This window comes from Halobaculum sp. MBLA0147 (assembly GCF_041361345.1).
GTDB lineage: Archaea > Halobacteriota > Halobacteria > Halobacteriales > Haloferacaceae > JAHENP01.
Map to the genome: position 1 here is coordinate 103,297 of NZ_JBGKAD010000005.1, position 15,210 is coordinate 118,506.

Annotated in this window: 16 protein-coding genes and 1 pseudogene; 6 read left to right on the plus strand and 11 right to left on the minus strand. The window is 58.6% G+C overall.

The window, feature by feature from the left end; all coding sequences use genetic code 11:
- Positions 1–117 precede the first annotated feature (117 nt).
- Complete coding sequence (locus RYH80_RS19320; protein WP_370905728.1) at positions 118–375, minus strand: hypothetical protein; 258 nt, start codon at positions 373–375, stop codon at positions 118–120.
- A gap of 257 nt (positions 376–632) precedes the next feature.
- Positions 633–1,181, minus strand: coding sequence for a hypothetical protein (locus RYH80_RS19325; RefSeq protein WP_370905729.1), 549 nt, complete (start codon positions 1,179–1,181; stop codon positions 633–635).
- A 193-nt stretch (positions 1,182–1,374) separates the two neighbouring features.
- Here RYH80_RS19325 and RYH80_RS19330 point away from each other — a divergent pair, with 193 nt between their 5' ends.
- On the plus strand, positions 1,375–1,746 hold the full coding sequence (locus tag RYH80_RS19330; protein ID WP_370905730.1) for a winged helix-turn-helix transcriptional regulator: 372 nt from the start codon (positions 1,375–1,377) through the stop codon (positions 1,744–1,746).
- A 59-nt stretch (positions 1,747–1,805) separates the two neighbouring features.
- Here the strand turns inward: RYH80_RS19330 and RYH80_RS19335 are convergent.
- A pseudogene (locus RYH80_RS19335) lies at positions 1,806–2,279 on the minus strand (redoxin domain-containing protein).
- A 327-nt stretch (positions 2,280–2,606) separates the two neighbouring features.
- Here RYH80_RS19335 and RYH80_RS19340 point away from each other — a divergent pair.
- The 3 genes from RYH80_RS19340 (at position 2,607) to RYH80_RS19350 (ending at position 4,477) form a co-directional block, all read left to right on the plus strand.
- Entirely contained in the window at positions 2,607–3,290 is a 684-nt protein-coding gene (locus RYH80_RS19340; protein WP_370905731.1) for a ferredoxin--NADP reductase, read from the plus strand.
- 267 nt (positions 3,291–3,557) lie between these two features.
- The gene (locus RYH80_RS19345; protein WP_370905732.1) at positions 3,558–3,902 is read left to right on the plus strand and encodes a cupredoxin domain-containing protein; all 345 of its coding nucleotides are present in this window, start codon (positions 3,558–3,560) and stop codon (positions 3,900–3,902) included.
- A 143-nt stretch (positions 3,903–4,045) separates the two neighbouring features.
- A complete protein-coding gene (locus RYH80_RS19350; protein ID WP_370905733.1) occupies positions 4,046–4,477 on the plus strand; it encodes an acyl-CoA thioesterase in 432 nt (143 codons plus the stop codon).
- Between the two features lie 397 nt (positions 4,478–4,874).
- Here the strand turns inward: RYH80_RS19350 and RYH80_RS19355 are convergent, their stop codons facing one another.
- Positions 4,875–5,246, minus strand: a complete 372-nt coding sequence (locus RYH80_RS19355) for a winged helix-turn-helix transcriptional regulator (RefSeq protein ID WP_370905735.1) — start codon at positions 5,244–5,246, stop codon at positions 4,875–4,877.
- Between the two features lie 211 nt (positions 5,247–5,457).
- Between RYH80_RS19355 and RYH80_RS19360 the strand changes: the two genes are divergently transcribed.
- Positions 5,458–6,111: a cysteine hydrolase family protein gene (locus tag RYH80_RS19360; protein ID WP_370905736.1), complete on the plus strand. Its 654-nt coding sequence runs from the start codon at positions 5,458–5,460 to the stop codon at positions 6,109–6,111.
- 378 nt (positions 6,112–6,489) lie between these two features.
- Here RYH80_RS19360 and RYH80_RS19365 read toward each other — a convergent pair whose 3' ends face one another.
- Positions 6,490–6,915, minus strand: a complete 426-nt coding sequence (locus tag RYH80_RS19365; RefSeq protein WP_370905737.1) for a hypothetical protein — start codon at positions 6,913–6,915, stop codon at positions 6,490–6,492.
- A gap of 1,576 nt (positions 6,916–8,491) precedes the next feature.
- On the opposite strand from RYH80_RS19365, the gene RYH80_RS19370 reads away from it, so the two are divergent.
- Positions 8,492–10,768: a methyl-accepting chemotaxis protein gene (locus RYH80_RS19370; RefSeq protein ID WP_370905738.1), complete on the plus strand. Its 2,277-nt coding sequence runs from the start codon at positions 8,492–8,494 to the stop codon at positions 10,766–10,768.
- Between the two features lie 642 nt (positions 10,769–11,410).
- Here RYH80_RS19370 and RYH80_RS19375 read toward each other — a convergent pair.
- The 6 genes from RYH80_RS19375 to RYH80_RS19400 all read right to left on the minus strand — a co-directional run bounded on the left by RYH80_RS19375 (position 11,411) and on the right by RYH80_RS19400 (position 15,151).
- Positions 11,411–12,052 carry a class I SAM-dependent methyltransferase gene (locus RYH80_RS19375; protein ID WP_370905739.1) on the minus strand — a complete coding sequence of 214 codons (642 nt, stop codon included), beginning with the start codon at positions 12,050–12,052 and terminating at the stop codon, positions 11,411–11,413.
- A 74-nt stretch (positions 12,053–12,126) separates the two neighbouring features.
- On the minus strand, positions 12,127–12,285 hold the full coding sequence (locus RYH80_RS19380) for a hypothetical protein (RefSeq protein WP_370905740.1): 159 nt from the start codon (positions 12,283–12,285) through the stop codon (positions 12,127–12,129).
- A gap of 309 nt (positions 12,286–12,594) precedes the next feature.
- On the minus strand, positions 12,595–13,977 hold the full coding sequence (locus RYH80_RS19385; protein WP_370905741.1) for an ATP-binding protein: 1,383 nt from the start codon (positions 13,975–13,977) through the stop codon (positions 12,595–12,597).
- Positions 13,978–14,202: 225 nt separating this feature from the next.
- Positions 14,203–14,421: a hypothetical protein gene (locus RYH80_RS19390; protein ID WP_370905742.1), complete on the minus strand. Its 219-nt coding sequence runs from the start codon at positions 14,419–14,421 to the stop codon at positions 14,203–14,205.
- A 135-nt stretch (positions 14,422–14,556) separates the two neighbouring features.
- On the minus strand, positions 14,557–14,790 hold the full coding sequence (locus RYH80_RS19395; RefSeq protein WP_370905744.1) for a hypothetical protein: 234 nt from the start codon (positions 14,788–14,790) through the stop codon (positions 14,557–14,559).
- 79 nt (positions 14,791–14,869) lie between these two features.
- A complete protein-coding gene (locus RYH80_RS19400; protein WP_370905746.1) occupies positions 14,870–15,151 on the minus strand; it encodes a DUF7861 family protein in 282 nt (93 codons plus the stop codon).
- Positions 15,152–15,210: the final 59 nt, after the last annotated feature.

The following is a 15,210-nucleotide window of genomic DNA, read 5'->3' on the forward strand; positions in this document are numbered from 1 at the left end:
CGCCTGAGCCGGCGTGAGCGAGTACGGAGTCTACGAGAGCTTCATCCTAAGCACATTTCTCTCGACGGGCGCAAACTTCCCATACACCTGCGAGAGACAGACAGAAAGTTCACTGGATCACCTTGTCGACTCGGGGCTGTAGGTTAGGTCAGTGTCGAATCGGCGTTGCGACTCGATGAGCGGGATCCACTCGCCGTAGCCGCCTTCCCGGACTTCGACGACCCACACGCGGTGGCTTGGGCTGTCGGGCGTGTCGTTGTGCACGCGAGCGCCAGTGCGGATCTCAGGGGCGGGATCGGCACGGTCGTGTTCGACGCGGCGCTTCAGGTGGACGCCGGAACCCGGGTAGAACTGGGTTGTCCAATACTGACTCACACAGACAGAAGCATGGCTCACAGCTGAATTTGCCCTCAAGTTATCTTAGTTTAAAATTTTAGTGAAATAATAGGAAGAGAACAAGATTGTGCGATCAGCGGTTGTGGAGTATCGATAAGCGAGGATACTGGAGAGGCAGTCCTCAGCTAAGCCAAAGAACACGTCGCAGCGGTACCCCTGTACTCGAACTGGACTATGAGGCAGTAAAGGGGCCCCCGGGAGAACACCGAAGAAGTGTAACCGGTCGTCCAATCACCTCAATTCATTTTGAGTGCGTGATACACCATTGGACCGCCTTGGATGACTGCCGCGACAGCGGCGTACACCGTTCCGAAACCAGGGGCGACAACTCCGAGCGCCGCAATGAGGTTCAAGATACCGGCAACGTTGTACAGTCGGCTACTCCAATTGTTCATGTATTGTCCAGTGGTAAAGAACCCAACTGCAGGACCAGCGAACCACAGTGATCCGAAGACAAACACGTCTTCCACATTAACTATTCCTCCGATCGCCGCGAAACTAGCGACGAGCCCAGAGACACCGAGAACGGTCCAGACTGGGAATAGTCCGGTGAATCCGTTCTGTCGCATCCACAACATTGACACTGTAATCGGCACTAGCGACCCGGCGAGCCAGAACACCGTTAGTCCGCCTTGTATCGTCTCTGTGGTTGACGCCGTGAGGATTGCCAGTTGTGTAACGATCCATCCAGTGGCGACGATGATGCCCCAGAGACCGACGACTCGCCGTGCGGTGAGCCGTCCCGAGGCCGTCTCACTCTCTGTCGACTGTCGTGTTGCTGCCATCAGAACAATATAAATCCTGCCTGCTGATAAGTGTCATCTGACGTAGGATTCAACTGGTTACCTTCCGGTAAACGGGGAGAGTTGCTGGGAGCCAATCAGCGTTAACTCTTGCTCGACTGTCAACACTCACTAACTATCTGAAAGTGGCTTACATTCCGTAAACCCTTAGTGGTATGAGACCAGATCACATGGTGTGAGTAGTGTGGATCAACTTCCTACCTGGTGTACAGACGAGGAGTGGTGTCCGATGGAGTCTGCGGCCGCAGTGCTAGGCCGGAAGTGGCACCCGGCGATCGTCTATCACCTCTTGGACGAGGAACCGCTTCGATTCTCACAACTGGAGGATCGGGTGCACACCGTCTCGGGCAAAGTACTGTCCGAGAGCCTCGAAGACTTAGAGGAGAAGCAACTCGTCGAACGACACGTCATTGACGACCGGCCGGTGAAAGTGGAGTACGAGTTGACCGACTACGGGGAAAGTCTCCGCCCGGTGATCGAGCAGATGGTGTCGTGGGGCGAGCAGTACCTCCGTGACGCTGACTCCCCAGAGGAGTCGGTCGTTTGATCTGGGAAGACTGAAGCTCAACTGGTTCGGAACGGAAACGACTGTGTGCTGAGACCTCCTTATGTGTCCGCCACGGCGTCAATCACGCCGTCATACGGTGGTTCGTTCGTCGGGTCCTCAACAACACATGAGAACGTGATTGTTCCCCCCTGGTCAAGAACGAACACGGCGCGGTTGGCAACTTCGAACAGACCGAGGTTCCCGATGTCGATTTCGATGTCGTACCTATGGATCGTGTCGCCGGGCATATTACTCACGAAGTCAGACTCAATTCTGTGGTCATTACGGAATGCCGCTTACGTGAACGGGGAGTCCGCGCTGATTCCGAAGATGGATCTACCCGCTTCTGTGATCTCGGCGAGTCGCTCCTAGAACGCGACCATCCCGTTGGCACACGGCGGCGTGACCGCACCGGCGAAGAACGCTAGGACGATTGTGCCGTCACCGAGGTGATCAGCGAGATCGAAGTCTTCGTGATCGCTCGTTCCGACTGTCGCGGTGAACGTGGGAGCAGCGTCGCCTGGCTCTGGCATCAAGAATGCAAAGTGGTCTGATTCAGAAAACCACCGGTGGTCCCTCGATCCCACTGTCCACAGTTGCTGACAGATTCTTTTCCTCTATAGACTGGTCGGTCGTTGCTCCGGTTGCGTTGACCTCGAGGTAACCGGGTGACTCGACAGTCGGCTACCGCTTATCCATTTCTAGGCCTCAGATACAGTGTGTATGATACTGACCGAACAAGTTGACATTCGAGCTGGGTACTTCGGTCTGGGCGTTCTCCGGACGGTGGCACCTGACACGGCTCGGTGTCTCTCGGAGGAGGTGTCTGCTGAATGACGTACACAGCAGAAGTCGTAGACGTGTACGAGATCACTCCTAGAGTGAAAGGATTCCGTCTCCGTGTCCCGGGACGTGAGTTCGAATTCGAACCAGGGCAACATACGACTGTGCGGTTCGAATCCGGTGGCGAGACCGTCGTTCGACCGTACACGCCGACGAACCTTCCGGGAACAGACGAACTGACGTTGACGATCCGGCGGTACGAGGATGGATTGGCTTCGTCGTACATGCACACGAAGCGGCCTGGTGACGTGGTGACGCTCGGTCCGATTGAAGGCAACCTGACGCTGGCCGATCAGGATCGAGATATCGCTCTCCTCGCCAGCGGCACCGGGATCACTCCCCTTCTCTCCATCCTTCGACAGTATCTCCAAGAGGGAACAGGGCACGCACACGTAGTGTTCGGTGAGAGTCGTGAGGAGACAATCATCCACCGAGAGACGCTGAACGAGTTGGCTGCGAACCACGGATCGCTTGACGTGACGGTGACACTCTCTGCCCCGAACTGGGAGTGGACAGGACGAAAGGGCTACGTTCAAGAACACCTCTCGGACCTGTTCTCCGAATTCGCCGAGCGTGACTTCTACGTCTGTGGTGTGCCGCCGATGGTAGTCGAGACGAAAGAGACGCTTCGAGACCTCGGGGCGCCCGAAGAACGCATCCATAGCGAAGGCTGGGAAGACGACGTAGTCGAAGATATCTGATCAATGGACGAACGACGGCGAACACTTCTTCGGGCGACAGGAATCGCATTCGTCCCGGCTGTAGCGGGGTGTGCTGACCAATCCATCGGCTCAACTGACGCCGTGACAGACGAGGGGAGTTCGACGCCGACGAATACAGCAACCAGTACAGCCTCCGCGACCGAGACGCAGTCGGACACCCCTACTTCGACTGAAACCGAGACCGCCAGTCCAACCGAAACAGCGACGCCAACAGAGACCGCAGCGTCCCCAGCGTCGGTCACAATCGTGATCGACAACGTCGGTGCCCGGGCTTGGGAAGTCGTCAAGGACGAGAGCGGCTCTGTCGCTCCAACAAACGAGAGCAATCCAATCTTCAGTCTCGAAGTCGGACAGCGATATGCGGTTGAGAATGGCGGCTGGAGCGCTCACCCGTTCGCAATCCGCAACGCCGACGATACGCCGTTACTCTCACAGTCGGCCGACGGCCAGTTCGAGGGTGACGACAGCGTCGATTGGACCGACGACGGTCAGACGTTCGCATTTACGTACACGGAGGAGTTGGCAGCAGAAGCCGACTACTACATCTGCACCATCCACTCCCGGATGCGTGGTGATATCGAAACCATCTGACCTCGCGTCAGACCGGGGCGTAGTGGACAGAAACCTGCGGTTCCGCTGGCTCCGATTGCTCGAACCCCCACCGCCAAGACGAGCGGACCAATCGTCGTCGAACAGGCTCACAGACAGTTCAACGACAGATCACTCGATACACGATGACAGTCCCAGTGACCAACACCTACGTCGAATCGACCGAGCGAATCCAGCCGAATCAGGCGAACAACTACGAGAATACACACGGAGGAGAAGTCGTCCGATTGATGGACGAACTGGCTGCAATCGCGGCGATGACAGTCGCAGGAGAGACATGTGTGACGGCACACATCGGTAGCGTGGACTTCCAGAATCCGATCCCGGTCGGAAGCGTCGCAGAATTGTCCGCATACGTCTACGAGACGGGGAGCAGTAGTCTGGAGGTCCGTGTCGATGTCGAGAGTCGTGACCCTCGTGAAGAGGAGACTGTACAGACGACCGCAGCCTGCTTCACGATGGTCGCTGTGGACGAGGCGGGTGATCCAGTCGAGGTCCCATCGGTCGTCCCAGAGACAGACCGTGGTGAGCGACTCGTAGAGAGTGCTCCCTGTTGAGGTACTACGCCAGTTGGAGGTTTCTCACGACAGTCGAGAGGCAGCAGGCTCTGCGACCGTCAGACGATGTTCGTCTCTGACTGCTGTGGGTTCGTGTCGGTCGAGTTGGCGGTGTCCTACTGGACGAGGGAGAGGGACGAACCGTCCCTCGGAGGCGTCGGGCTCTAATAGCGTCTCACAGGCGGGGCAGGTGCCTGTGGCTGCAACCAGAACCAACATACTATGCTCGGGTTCAAATCAAAAACACCTGCCGGGTGTGTATTTGCGACTCATTCGCAAGTACGATTCTTATGACCGTGAGTCAGATAATTCTGCGAAACCATTACTATCTACTCCTTTCGTCTTTGAACATCTAGAGAGGTCACAACTGGATCCGGTTTGCAAGACTCCCCGGTGGTCAGACGATAGACTGCTCCTCGTTAGAAGCAGGCCGGAGGTGCGTTCGTCCCCACTCGTCCATCGCCTCGATCACTGGCTCCAGTTCCGCCCCCCGGTCGGTGAGTGAGTAACTGACTCGGAACGGTTTTTCGCTGACGATCTCTCGTGAAACGAGTTGCTTCTCTTCTAAGTCTTCTAGCACGTCGGAGAGCACTTTGCTGGAAACACCATCTACCGCGTCTTGGAGTTCACTGAACCCCATCGGTCCATCCGCCAAGAGTCGCTGGACAACAACCGGATGCCACTTTTTTCCGATCAACAACGCAGTCGAGGTGACCGGACACCACTCCTCACCTCGACACCACACTGGAAGGCAGTCTTTACTGGACATACGAGTGTACAGAATCTGGGCTGTCGAAAGGGTTTCCCTACGTTACGAGATTACGTCTGGTAGTGGACAACGATGGATCAGAAATTCACCGGTCAGGAACCGAGACAGGTGTTCAAAACCTGTGACGTAACCGGTAGCACAGGAGGTTACCATCTCCTCACCTCGGACTCTTACATTACCGACCCGTACCAAGTTACTGGAGGTAACCCAGATGGCAGACGTAGACATCGACGCGAGCAGCACCGCACTCCTGATCACGGACCCGCAGGTGGATTTCCTGAAACCCGACAGCGTCGTGTGGGACAAAGTCGGTGAGACAGTTGAGGAGAACGCAGTCGTCGAGAAATTGGTCTCACTCCGTGAGGCAGCCCGCGAGGGTAATGTGCCGGTGATCTACTCACCACATGAGTACACCGACGATGAGTTCGACAGCTGGCAGAAACTGAACACGATCGATCAGATCATGTTCGACACGCGGATGTTCGACGCGGACGGGACTGGCAGTGACTTCGTGCCAGAACTCAAACCGGACGACAACACGTTCGTCCTCTCCCCGCACAAGCAACTCTCGGGGTTCTGGAGTAACGACGTCGGAACGCAGCTCCGCCAGCGTGGGATCGACACCCTCGTTCTCGCAGGGATGAGCGCGAACCTCTGTGTCGAGTCCCACCTCCGAGACGCCGTCGAGAACGGTTTCGAGGTGATCACCGTGACAGACGCGACGGCAGCAGCGGGGGAAGAAGCTCTAGAGGCCGCCCACACTAATTTCGGATTCATTGCTCACGAAACAGTCACGACAGAAGACGTGACCGAGAGGCTGGCAACTGCCGACAGTGAGACGGCGGCCACTTCGGCCGACGACTGAGGCCCCTGAATCGGGCGAGACTGTGAGGACATCGCCGTCGGGTGGTAATGTGAGACTGCCAGCCTGCATATTTTTCAATAATCGAAAAGCAGCAGCTCACATCCAGCACGGTCGCGCCGGTCTTCCCGAACGCGTCAGGATGATTTTGGAGCATGGTCTCCCGTTAGTACACGACGATGTGAAGCGCTGGGAAAGAAGACCAACACCACCGCCGTGTCGCTGAGGTAGTCCGTTAATTTGAACAGTTCGTGGTCGCACCTTCCGACCGCCGCCGAGAATGTCGGGACCGCATCGTCTGTCGGTGTCGTCAGGGCATCTTGGGATAATCGGGTGAGAGACTCTAGCGCTCCCGTCCTTATCGATATACGACCGATGGGGCTAGATGCGGTTCGTACACGCCGGTGACTGGCAGGTTCGGTGGAGTGATTCGGCGTGGGCCCGTGCCGCTTTGGTCAAAGAGAAGACCCCGTCAAGATCAGCCGGTTCACGACCGTGGAGACGACGCCCGACCGGGTTCGCGACTGTTCGGTAGGCGTTCTCGAACAACTCGGCGACTACGGTCGGCACGCCCCACTGTCGGAAGAGGCGACCCACAGTCTCACTGCCCGCATACACCGTGTCACATTCGAGATCAACCACTAAGAAGACAAACGGTTGACTGTCAAACTGCGCATTCAATAACGCTTGCACCCCGGGTGCCTGCCATGGTACGAGTTCGAGTTCCACCGCCGTCCGCTCAACTAACGACGCGACGCGTCGTGCCCACGCCGGTTCAGCGTCGTATACTAGGAGTCTGTCTGTCACATATATATTGAATGTTCCACCCAATTTAATTGGGGGCCGATATGTCCAGCCGAGACATAACCGTTGCTACCACGGTCATAGTCACGGTGTTGCTGGGTCACGACGTGTTGGAACGGTTCCGAATCAATCTACGTGCAGGCTCCGGATCCGACACAAGAGACAGGCAGACGACCTCGTTCAAGGAATAATACTCACGGTCATCCGGTGTGAGCGTTCGATGGTCAAACCCGTCCAGTGAGTATGCTGTCAGGGAGTTACGGTCACGTTACCGGGTGAGCGAGTCGTCAATTTGGGTTTCAAATGTGTGGGGACATTATATGTTTGTGGGTGGCAGGAGTACTTCAACACGTCCGGCTACGGGTCACCTTACCCCGGTGCCCCCGGCTCCTCGCCACCCCTTCCCCCTGTTCCCGAGGGAAACGCGAACGTGCCCGTGTGGGGATACGGGTGCACTAGCTCGGTTACTGGCCGGGCATCCTGGAACCCGGCCAGTCGCCGTCGGCGACACCGGTATGCGACTCCTGGCGGCGCTCCGCACACCCTCGCCGACGATGGCAATGACTTTGATTTCTCGGCACCCGTGACGTTCACTATCTCGCATTGAGGATTCGAGTATGTAATGGAGTCGCGGTGCCGTGTAGTGTTCATCAGTCGACTCCGTGTGGTGCCTTCCTGGTGATGGTCACAGGACTCGTAGGGGTCAGGAGGGTCAGTGTCGGTGGCTCCCACGCGGTCGTCAAAGTAGCGTACGGACTTACACAGATTATCGTGCCGGGGTTCCAGTCGATCAGTTCCCCACATACTGGTGGGTGTTCCCGGCGTCGATCCTCTTTTCGCTGACCGCATTGGCCCCGAGTGTCTCGGGTACACTGTTTTTCCAGCCCGTTTTTATATCGATGTCGGGTGAGTCTGACACAGACAATCGTAGCCTTCTAGGGGTTATTTGGGTGGAGAACGGACTGGCGAACCACATTCGTCAACAAATGGTCAGCTACCAGCCGTAAAGTGGCTCCTATCAGGCGAGGTGCCGTCCGTCGTAGCCGGTGTGTTCGTCACCCACTTCGTCACGCTTGAGATCCACTGACGTGCACGTCGTTCATCGCGTACTCGCTGTCCATCAGCGTGTCTCGAATCGTCTTACGCTCGGTGTCTGTCATGTCGGCACTGGTACCACCCTCTTTTTGCTGTCTTCCCATCTGTCTCAGCGGGACCTCGCGCTGTCTCACCGTCGCCAGTAGTGCGTGCAATCGCTCGTCGCTCGCGATAGGAATTGTCCACCTGACTGCGTGAGCGAGTACCTCGCGACCACTTCGATCACTGAATTCGCTCTACGACAGCAGATCGCTGTGCCCCCGTGTGGGGGGTCGCGGGTGGTGATACTGTAATTTTAGAGATAAAAATTAATGCGTGACCCATTCCCAACCCCATTCATTATTATCAATCATGATAGATTTCGGGAGTCATTTATACCGAAGCGTTCAGAGTAGACCATAAAATGTCGGGAGGAGCGTCGACCGTTCCGGGAACAGTCCGTGAAGCGTTCTTATCGAACTACCAGCGAAAGCTCCTGGTCGGTGTGACACTGATCTTTTCCATCGTGGCTCTTGCGGGCGCGTACACCTACCAGACGACACAGGACAATGTTCGCACATCAACGAACGAGGAACTGACCCGGGAGGCGGAACTCCAGTCGGTAGCGTTGGAAAAGGAGGTCCAGGGCATCCGGTCACAGGCGGTTTTGTTGTCTGGCGCACCGACGCTCAACTCGATACAGGATGGGTCGTATGATTCGGGGTCAGACTCGATTTCCGAGTTTCTCCGTTCACAGCTCGACTCGGACAGAATCTCGGAGCGTGTGGCCGCGATCCACCTCGTCGAGCCGCGAGACGGCGCGTTGACGATCACGAAAAGCACCAACGACCAGTTCGTCGGCGAACGCCCAGAGGATAACGACGTGCCGTGGGCGACGAAGGTCGACGAGCTGTCGGCCGGTCAGGCGATGGTCTCGGACACGTTCACCGCGCCGAGCGGGAGAGACGTGATCGCCGTAATCAGTCCGGTTCCCGACACCGATCGGTACGTGGTGATGATGGTGGATCTCAAGCGGTGGGCCAAGACGCTCACGAAACCGTCCGCGGACGGCGGGTGGATGCATATCGTGGACTCGAACGGGGAGGTAGTGCTCTCGACGCGAAGCGACCAGGTCGGGACACAGAACATGGGACCGTCGGACGACCAGTCGGTCGATTCGATGGCCGTCAAGCGCGGACTCGCCGGGCGCACGGGCGTCGTGCAGATGACGATGAACGGACAACAACTAGTCATGGGACACGCGCCGGTGGCCAGCACGGACTGGGTCGTCATGACGCACGTTCCGCGGTCGAACGCGTACGCGCTCAGCCAGGTCGTCGGACTCGATCTGTTGCTCCTGCTCGGCGTGGTGGGCGTGACGACTGCCGTCGGAGCCGTCGGCTTCGCCCGTCACACGGTTCGGCCGCTTCGCCGGCTCCAGTCGCTTGTGGCCCGCATCGAGGACGGTGAGTTAGACGTGCGGGTGTCCTCCGACCGAACGGACGAGATCGGGGATTTGTACGGCGGTGTCGACGAAATGCGCCGAGAACTCCAAGACGAGATCGAGGCGACACAACGGGCACAACGGGACGCGGAACGGGCCCGGTCCGAGGCCGAGGAGATGTCGACACACCTCCGGTCGAAGGCGGACGAGTATCAGGACGCGCTCGCGGCGATCGCCAGCGGCGATCTGACCGTTCAGGTCGATCCTGACGCCAACCACGAGAGCATGCGCCAGCTGGGGGTTGCGATCAACGACGTCTCCGATCAGCTGGCGGAAACGGTCGGTGATCTGCGAACGTTCGCCGATCAGGTCGCCGACTCGATGGACAGCCTCTCGGAGAACGCCGATCAGGTCGCACGCGCAGGCGAGAACGTCTCTGCGACCGTCCGTTCGATCAGTGACGACGCCGACACGCAGCGTGCGGAACTCCAATCGGCGGTCGACGAGATGAACGCGTTATCAGCGACCGTCGAGGAGATCGCCTCGACCACCGACGAGATCGCCGAGGGAGCAGAGACCGCGGTCGAACTCTCCGACCGGGGGGAAGACGCCGCACGGGGGGCGACCGTTGCACTGGACGAGGTGGAGACGGTGACGAGCGAGGCGGTCGAACAGGTCGAACAACTGGTCGCACACGTCGAGCAGATCGAAGCGTTCGCCGACGTGATCGGCGACGTGGCCGAGCAGACGGACATGTTAGCGTTGAACGCCAACATCGAAGCAGCGCGGGCGGACACGGACGGCGGAAACGACGGGTTCGCCGTGGTGGCAGACGAGATCAAGTCACTGGCGGCGGAGGCGGGCGACCGTGCCGACGACATCGAGCAGCTGGTGACGGAGGTGAGCGACCAGACAGAAAACACCGCCGAGCGGATGCAGACGGCGAACGCCCGACTCCGCGAGTCGAACGAGACGACTCAGACGGCGATCGAGATGTTAGAACGAATCGGGGAGTCGGTCAGAGAAACGAACCAGCGCATTCAGAACATCAACCGGGCGACGGACGATCAGGCTGCGACGACCGAACAGGTGACGGCGATGATCGAGGAGGTTGAAGAGATCAGCTCACAGAACGCGGCGGACGCGAAAGAGGCGGTCGACGCGACCGACCGACAGGTGGAGACGATCACCGAGGTCGCCGAAACCGTGGACGGGATCGCACAAAAAGCCGAGACGCTGCGTGTAACCGCCGAACAGTTCGAGCTCACGGACCGGACCGTCGACGGCGGACAGTCTCCCGTCGTGGCCGACGGCGGTCGCCACGACGACGGCGACTGACGGCCCGACAAGCTCGCCGATCCTGACCGACGGCAAAAAACGCTTCAGAAACGCCTCAAAACGTAGTTCGAGATCGCATCGAGACGTATCAGGAGGAGGACGGCTGGGAGTTCCTATTCATCGGTGCGAACCAAGACGCTGCACTGACAGCCGAAACGATAGGGATGGACGACCAGCAAGCACTGAGTATGAATCACAGTGACGAGGGCACGCGAGAAGCGTACGATGCGGTCTCTCGGAGCTCGGACACTGTCACGTCCAACTCACTCACAAGGACACAACGGTCGATCGGTACGGTGCAACGTTTCTCGATGCACACCCCCTCCCAGTTCTCGATGACCGATTACGATAGTTCCCGGCGGCGATAGAGGCGATTCAGTGGAAAGACGGAGTGCCCTTGCTTCCTACGTGGCCAGTCTAGGCAGTGAGTTCATCGAGTGCCTGGTTCGCTGTGATCCAACGATTCGCTGTCCTCCTATGTGGGCCCCTATGTGGTCATACTGTGGTTTCAAAATCAAGGCCGATCGACTCGCTGTGGCACCCGTCGCGGTTACTGTCGTTTAGTTTAGCCAGTTGCCCCGCTTGGACTCGAGAAAGCGATCGGTGAGACGGTGGAGCCGAGAATCGATATGAACGGATGACTCAGTCATCGACCTGCCGAGCGGCCCCTCTGATGTGTGTCGTCGGTGGGACACGGCCAAGCGACAACCGTTCGACATCAGTCACAGTGAGCGGGCTGGCCTCGATCCGGGAGAGAGTGTCACGATTCAACCGACACCCGTCTGCGACACGCTTCCAAAGTGGGGTCAGAACTGACTCGACGTGACCCGCCACCCCGTCGGAATGGACGTGTTCCAGAAAGTGGAGGCGGCCGTCGGAACACAAGACACGGGCGATCTCGTCGAGTGCGGTGGGAACGTCGTCGACGGAACACAGCACTTGTGAACAGACGACGGCGTCGAACGTGTCTGCAGAGTAGGGTAACGACTCTGCTTGGCCGGCAGCGAGGTGGACTCCGTCCGTCTTCGTCGTCGCCCACGCGAGGTAGTCACGTTCTGGATCAAGCGCGTGGACTTCGGCCTCCTCCGGGAACTGCTCGAAAGCAGTGCCGGTGCCACAGCCCAAATCGAGTACCTGACCATCTACGTCGGCGACCAGCGCCTCTCGGTGGTCAGCGACCTCGTCTTCCAGGTACGCCAGTGAGCGGTCGTACCACTGACCACGTGTCGGATTCACGTCGGGATGATCGGCTAGTGGCACGTCTTCGGCCGATTCGGCCGTCATGTCACCAGCGACGGACCCGACGTTCAAAAAGTCTATTCGATTACCAACAGCGCAGTCACGACGACATTAATCAATCAGCGGCAGGTGGTGTCGCTCACGTCGTCGACTTCTGCAATGTTCTCCCGCAGGACAGGCTCGCTGAGGGACAACCAGTTGCCGCCGACCATCAGTGGTCGTCTTCCACAGAAATCCCGGTGACCGACGACCGTCTGTTCAGTGTTGGCGCTCGTCACTCGTGAACAGACACCACCGCACGGATAGGGGTAGCGGTCATTCGTCGGCCGTCTTCCGACGGTGGCCCATCTGAGACAGTTCACGAATGCCGTCGTAGTGTTCGTATGAGGCCGGCACCTCACTCACGAGCGGTGCGACCGTGTTGGCTAGCTTCGTCCCTCTGGATGAACTTCTGTAGTTCCTGTCAGAGCGGTCACCGACATTTGCTCTCAACGCCGATTGCCGCGGCTGGCATCGCGATATCGCAACTTGGGGTACCATCGACCGGAGGTACGTAACTAGCCACGAGGCAGCGCAATGACACAGAATCAGAATGCGGCCACGATGTCTTCGATGGAGAACAGGCGGAGATCATCGCGTTCTGCTGCGGCCTCGATCAGACTCCGGCTGAAGCCGCTTCGAGTGAACAGACAGAACTCATGATCGACATCCGCGCCGCCCTGTGGTGTCCAGCGGATGTCTTCGACGTCGGTTTCGAGGTCGCTCAGCACGTCGTATCCCATCGGCTGGCTCGTGAATTTGCACTCTCCGGCGACCACCGTATCGCCGGCCGTCAAGCCGATCACGTCGACCTCCTGCTCCTGATACCACCAGCGGCCGATTCGGTCGAACGTGTATTCCTCGTAGAGGTGGGGTACGGCTGTCTGACACAGTTCCTCAAACTTCGAGCTGACGGCGTCCGCGAGGTGTGGTTCGATCAAGTCCTCGTAAGCGTCAGTGCCTGCTCGGTCGTACTTCTCGCCCTGGCCGTAGACAAACCGGAACCAGAACCGGAACAGTGCGTCCTGTAACACGTACTGCCCGCGGCGAGATTGTGCGGGATTCTGGGTCACCGGAACCTCTCGACGGACGATCTCTAGGTCTCGGAGGTTCTTCAGGTAGTGGCTGATCTGATCCGAGTCGATACCGGCCGCCTGTGCGATCTCGTTGGAGGTCTTGTTTCCGGCAGCGATCGTCTTCAGGATCGAAAAGTACCGATTCGGCTCCTCCAGTTCGGTACGCAAGACGTACTCGGGTTCGTCGTGGAGGAAGCCACGCTTCGAGAGAACGGCCTCCCGGATGTTCCTCTGCAGCGGGCGGTCGTCGTCAACGGCTTGGAGGTAATGCGGGGTCCCGCCGAAAACACTCCACGCCAGTACCATCTCCTCGGGGTCGTAGTCAGGGAAGAACTCCGCCGCGGCGTCGAACGGCAGTTCCGTCAGTTGCAAGCGCATATCGAATCGGCCATGAAGTGGACTTCCGCCGCTCATCACTTTCTCTTTCATCATACTGATCGACGATCCGACCAGTACCAACGTGGTGCTCGTGCCGTCGACGTCGTGATCCCACAGTCGTTGGACGACCGACGGAAGGCTCTCGTCGGCCTCAATCAGGAACGGGAACTCGTCGAGGACGATCAACGCGTCTTGTTCGAAGAGATAACCGAGCACATCTTCCCACTCGCGCCGGATGCGTTCGATGCCCGAGAAGGTCCGAGCGGCCTCGGCGACGAAGTCGTCGAGTTGCACCTGCTTGGTCGTCTCGGTGGCCTGGTAGTAGACGACATCGTCTCGGTCACGGATCGAGTGTTCGACTAACTCTGTCTTCCCGACCCGGCGACGGCCCCAGACGGTAATCAGCGAGGGTTCGTCAGTATCGTACCGCTCTTGGAGGGCCGCAATATCGGTATTCCGGTCGACGAACGCGTCCATACATTCACAGTTCGGGGCCTCCCCGATAGTACTGCTGATTAAGGTAGTTTGAGATAGGGTAGTTTGAACTACCCTACGCTCAACTACCTCAGCGTGTCAGATACGGAGTTGCCTAGCACTGATCCGAACCGAGTGACGTTGTCGCAATACACGAGACGACAGTTTGCTTCTCGGCGTTCTACAGATCAGCAAGGCGAGTGCCTCGGGGCTTGACCCCGAGGCGGTTCACTCCACCTGTAGCCCGACATCGGCTGCCCATGACCGAAGGTCGGAGATCGTTTCGAGATGTGTCTGTTCGGGCCACTCGCCGAGAACGGTGGTGAGCGTGCCGAGGGTGAGGGGGCTGTATTCGAGGAGTTCGACGCTGACGTTGACGCGTCGGGCGGAAGCGTCGATCAGCGGGAAGGTGTCGGTGTCGTTGTTGTGGTGGTGCCCGTGGATCACCCAGCCGGGCCAAGAGTCCGGAACGTTCTGTGGACGGTGGACACAGAGAAACTCGTAGCCGTCGTGCGAGAGGCAACACTGATCGACGACTGGGCTGGGAGCCTGTCCGTCCGAGAGACCGACATCGTGGTTCCCCTAGACGAGGAGATCGACACCGAGCGCGTTCATGCGCTCGGCCGTCTCGGTTCCGTCCTGCATGTCCATCGCGATGTCGCCGAGGTGGATCACCGTGTCCTCGGGGTCGACAGTCTCGAAGTGGCGGTCCGTTAGGACAGTGTTCATCTCACCGACCGAGGTAAACGGCCGGTCGCAGTAGTCGATGATGTTCGCGTGCCCAAAGTGGTGATCTGAGACGACGTACCGCGACATATAGCGTTCTTCACCGTGGCTCAGAGTAAAGCCTCGCCGGGTGTGAGAGTAATCCCATAGGCACTCCAGATGATACACATCACCCGCCACCACGGGGTCGGAACCACACCGACTCGCCGATCGGTGAGTCCTCTGCGTCCCCGTCCACCCGTGACACGACAAGATCACGAACGGCGTACGTCACGGTCAACTCGACCGTCTCTGGGGTCGAGCCGTCGTCACCACTATCGGCTGTCGCGTCCGTGACGGCGACCGTAAAGACGGCGTGGCCGTCACGCTCGGTGATGTCGGTGATCTCCCCAGTCCGCCACGTCTCGGGATCCGTCTTCGGCGGCTGGGCGTGGATCCTGTCGTGGTTCACACCATCCCTCCGCGCTCGATAGGCCTGTGAGCATCGATCAGAGAGCACCGCACGCAACA

Bases quoted from the DNA above. Each gene is read 5' to 3' on its own strand.
- RYH80_RS19325 (WP_370905729.1), bottom strand. From the start codon at position 1,181: ATGGCAGCAACACGACAGTCGACAGAGAGTGAGACGGCCTCGGGACGG.
- RYH80_RS19350 (WP_370905733.1), top strand. From the start codon at position 4,046: ATGACAGTCCCAGTGACCAACACCTACGTCGAATCGACCGAGCGAATC.
- RYH80_RS19355 (WP_370905735.1), bottom strand. From the start codon at position 5,246: ATGTCCAGTAAAGACTGCCTTCCAGTGTGGTGTCGAGGTGAGGAGTGG.
- RYH80_RS19360 (WP_370905736.1), top strand. From the start codon at position 5,458: ATGGCAGACGTAGACATCGACGCGAGCAGCACCGCACTCCTGATCACG.
- RYH80_RS19375 (WP_370905739.1), bottom strand. From the start codon at position 12,052: ATGACGGCCGAATCGGCCGAAGACGTGCCACTAGCCGATCATCCCGAC.
- RYH80_RS19385 (WP_370905741.1), bottom strand. From the start codon at position 13,977: ATGGACGCGTTCGTCGACCGGAATACCGATATTGCGGCCCTCCAAGAG.
- RYH80_RS19395 (WP_370905744.1), bottom strand. From the start codon at position 14,790: ATGTCGCGGTACGTCGTCTCAGATCACCACTTTGGGCACGCGAACATC.